Below are 4,027 nucleotides of genomic sequence, written 5' to 3' on the forward strand. Positions count from 1 at the left end.
GTAGACAACTGAAACAGCAAAACTTGTAAAGCGCTTAAAACCACGACACAACTTTTCATCCTTTTATTGTCGTGCTGCTATCGTTTGTGCTGAATTCGAAGAGATATCAAAAGGTTTGCTTAGATGGATTTACGCAGTGAACGCATGTTGTCAACCATGCGCACAACACAGCAAAACATTTCTGTGTTGCTCAATGAAAGTCGAACGAAAACAGAGGCTCTGTGTATATTACTTGCCTCGGTAAACCCTAGCAATGGAAGAGCAACGGTATTATCTTGCGACGTAAACCACCTATCATTAGAAGCCGAGAGTGTTGTTTTTCCTTCACACGTATTGCTCATGCTCCCGCTTACACCTTTGAGCGCTCCAATACCTTGCAAAGATTTTATCTTTCCCCCTTCACTCGAACATTATGCTGATAGCTATGTAGTAGTCGCTACCGTGCGAGATATGCAAAATGAAGTAATGGGTGTTGTTCTCACTTTTGTACGCCACAGTGTATTGAGCCCTCTACAACATACATTGATAGATATTACGCGCCAAAAAGTAGAGCTTAGTTACCAATACGAGCTAGCGCGTCATCCCTATTCAGACAAGTTATCCGAACAGCTTGCCTTGTTAGAAGAGGTGAGTTCAATTTCTAAAGTGGGCGCGTGGGAGATTGACAGATTCACAGGCGTACTTTCTCTGACTGAGGTGATGAAAGCCTTATTAGGCTTACCTCGTGTAAAAAGCGTCGGCCTTAATGAAGTGCTCGATATGCTTACCTCGAGTGATAGAAGAGACTTAAAGCAGCGCGTTTTTAAAGCGCTTAAAGAAGATAGAGAGTTCGTAAAGCACTTTGAATTTCACGACAAGCAAGGTCGCAGAAAAAGTATAAAACTAACCGTCTTCTTACAGGTTCAGCGAGGAAATACTAGCGGAATTAAATTAACCCGGCTTTATGGCGCAGTGCAGGATGAAACGGAAATACAGCGTCTATCGGATTCACAACATAACTACACAGATTATCTGACCAGTTTATTGAATAATGTGGATAGCGTGGTGTTAAGCATAGATGAACATGGCACTATTTTAACTGCAAATGAACGCGTTTATTCCGTATTAGGCTTTGAGCCCGAAGAGCTGATTGGGCAAGATATAAAATTAATATCAACCAAGGTGCAAAATACCGATGCGCCTTCTTGTTTCATAAACTTACCAGCGGGTTTAGCATGGTGTAGCGAAAATGGCTCGGTAAACGAATGTCTTCGCCATAAAAATGGTAAACGTATTGCCTGTGAAGTTAATTTGTCGAAATGCTCTGTGCATAATCAACAATTAATTATCGCCTCAGTGCGCGATATCACTAATCAAAACCACGAAATTGAGCATTACAAACAACTCGCTTTAATCGATACGGTGACAGGTCTTCCGAACTTACACCAATTTGAGCGATACCTTGGCGATAAAGCTCATGACGACAAGTCATCTAAACCATTTGCCACGTTTATGCGCGTTGCTATCTGTAACATAAAAGAATACGAAAATGCGTTTGGGGAGCCAACGATAGACTATATTCTGAGAATTTTGGCCAGTCGCTTCATTCGCATATTCGAAATTAACAAGCGCAATTCAGCCAGTATCTTCAAATGTGAGAGAGGCGCTTTTTATATTCATCTTCATCAATATTTTAGTGAAGAAGCACAGTCTCTAAATGCTGCACACGATTGCGCTATTCTTATCCACGATCACGTGCTAGCGCCAATAACCCTGCACAACAGCCTCTTAAATATTGAAACGCAAACCATAAGTTGCACGGTTCCAACAAAGCATTTTTCGTTTAAAAAGATAAAAGAACTATTGTCGAGAAAACCTTTAAGAGAGGTAAAAAATACTTCTGCTTTTAAGTCGGAGCACGAGTATTTTCATGTTAATGCAAGTGATATCGAGCGATACAATTACATTAAACACTCTCTGAGCAGGGCTATTTCTAACAACGAGTTATATATTGAGCTTCAACCTCAATATGATGCAACGAAGAGCGTTATAAGCTCAGAGGTGTTGTTAAGGTGGAAGCATCCTCATATGGGTACAGTAAGCCCTTCTGAATTCATTCCTATTGCCGAAGAGAATGATTTTATTGCTGAACTCGGGCTGTGGGTGTGCAACGAAGCCTGCAGGTTACTTAGTGAATGCCAGTCAGAGAACATTAACACTAAGTTGTCTGTCAATATCAGTGCAATGCACTTAGCGCGAGCTGATTTTGTGAGTAAGTTTGTCGCTATAGTAAATAAGTGGCGCGTGTCACACAAAAATTTAACTCTAGAGCTCACTGAAGGTGCATTGATAAGAGGCGTGAGCGTTATTCAACGTCGCGTTAGAGAATTAGCGGAACAAGGGTTTAGTTTATCTATCGACGATTTTGGTCTTGGTGACTCAAATTTAAATTATCTTCAAGATTTGCCAATTACCGAACTGAAAGTGGACAGGGTATTTGTCGAAGCGATGGAAGGCTCGCAGCAAAAAACATTATTGGTTACAAGTATTTGCAACATGGCCAAAGCGTTACACATAAATACCGTAGCTGAGGGAATAGAGACAACGGGTCAATTAGATCAAGCTAAGGCATGTGGTTGCGGAGCATTTCAGGGATATTATTTAGATAAACCCATGAGTGTAGATGATTGGAAAAGTAAAATTAGTGAGAAGCAATATAAATAAGGTAGTTAACCTTACGCAGTCGAGGGCTTATTCAAGTATGCGTTGAAACAACCGCTTCGATACCTCTTGTTATCAAATAGGGAAATAAAGTTTAAATTTATGTAAATCAATTTGTTAGTCGATCTACGCCTGAAGTCTTATTAGTAGATGTCATGTAACTATCGTAGGGTGAAGATAAACCCTACTCAGGACATGGTTATGACTTATAAAGATGAATATACTGCCTCGACCCAGCACCCCGATGAGTTTTGGTTAGACCAAGCACAAAAGCTAGCGTGGTTTCAACCTCCTCAAAAAGGATGCCAACCTACCGATAATGGTTACTTCGACTGGTTTAGGGGAGGGCAGCTTAACACCAGCTATTTAGCGCTCGATCATCACGTAAAAAATGGTCGTGGCGATAAAGCCGCGCTTATTTATGACTCACCTGTTACACAAACCACTCAGCACTTTACTTACAAAGAGCTATTAAACCGTGTTGCCGAGTTCGCAGGCGGCTTATCTCGCTTGGGTGTGACGAAAGGTGACCGCGTGATTATCTACATGCCCATGATCCCGCAAGCAGTGATCGCGATGCTTGCTTGCGCTCGTTTGGGAGCTGTGCACTCTGTGGTGTTTGGCGGCTTTGCCGCAAATGAGCTTGCAGTACGAATAGATGACGCAAAACCGATAGTTATTGTTACTGCGTCATGTGGCATTGAAGGCAATAAAGTTCTACCGTACAAGCCTCTTGTTGATGAAGCAATATCATTAGCAGAGCACAAACCACAGGCATGCGTGTTGTATCAACGCGCTCAGCTAATTGCTGAGTTAAATGAAGCAACTGATCACGATTGGCTCTCTCTGGTTGAAGCTAGCGTGCCAGCTTCTCCTGTTGCCGTCGATGCAACTGACCCGCTTTATGTTCTTTATACTTCAGGTACAACCGGTAAACCTAAGGGTGTTGTTCGAGATAATGGCGGGCACGCGGTTGCTCTTCATTATTCAATGGGCGCGATTTACGGTATTAGTGAGGACGATATTTTTTGGGCTGCATCGGATGTTGGTTGGGTGGTCGGTCATTCATATATTGTCTATGGCCCGCTTATAAAAGGCGCAACGACGGTACTGTACGAAGGAAAGCCCATTGGCACTCCTGATGCCGGTGCATTTTGGCGTATGATAGAGTCTCACAAAGTGAATGTGCTTTTTGCTGCACCAACAGCATTTAGAGCGATACGAAAAGCGGACCCTGATGCTGAGTTTTTATCTAAATACAATACGTCGAGCTTGCGTACCTTATTTATGGCGGGTGAACGTTTAGATCCGCCAACATATTTCTGGG

At 42.4% G+C, this 4,027-nt stretch carries 2 protein-coding genes; both read left to right on the forward strand.

What is annotated here, in order from left to right; genetic code table 11:
• Positions 1 to 123 precede the first annotated feature (123 nt).
• Positions 124 to 2,703: a bifunctional diguanylate cyclase/phosphodiesterase gene (locus BIZ39_RS20515; protein ID WP_187447920.1), complete on the forward strand. Its 2,580-nt coding sequence runs from the start codon at positions 124 to 126 to the stop codon at positions 2,701 to 2,703.
• Positions 2,704 to 2,901: 198 nt separating this feature from the next.
• On the forward strand, positions 2,902 to 4,027 hold a 1,126-nt coding region (locus BIZ39_RS20520), incomplete at its 3' end, for an AMP-binding protein (RefSeq protein WP_187447921.1).

It is taken from the genome of Alteromonas sp. BZK5 (genome assembly GCF_014349115.1).
Lineage (GTDB): Bacteria > Pseudomonadota > Gammaproteobacteria > Enterobacterales > Alteromonadaceae > Alteromonas > Alteromonas macleodii.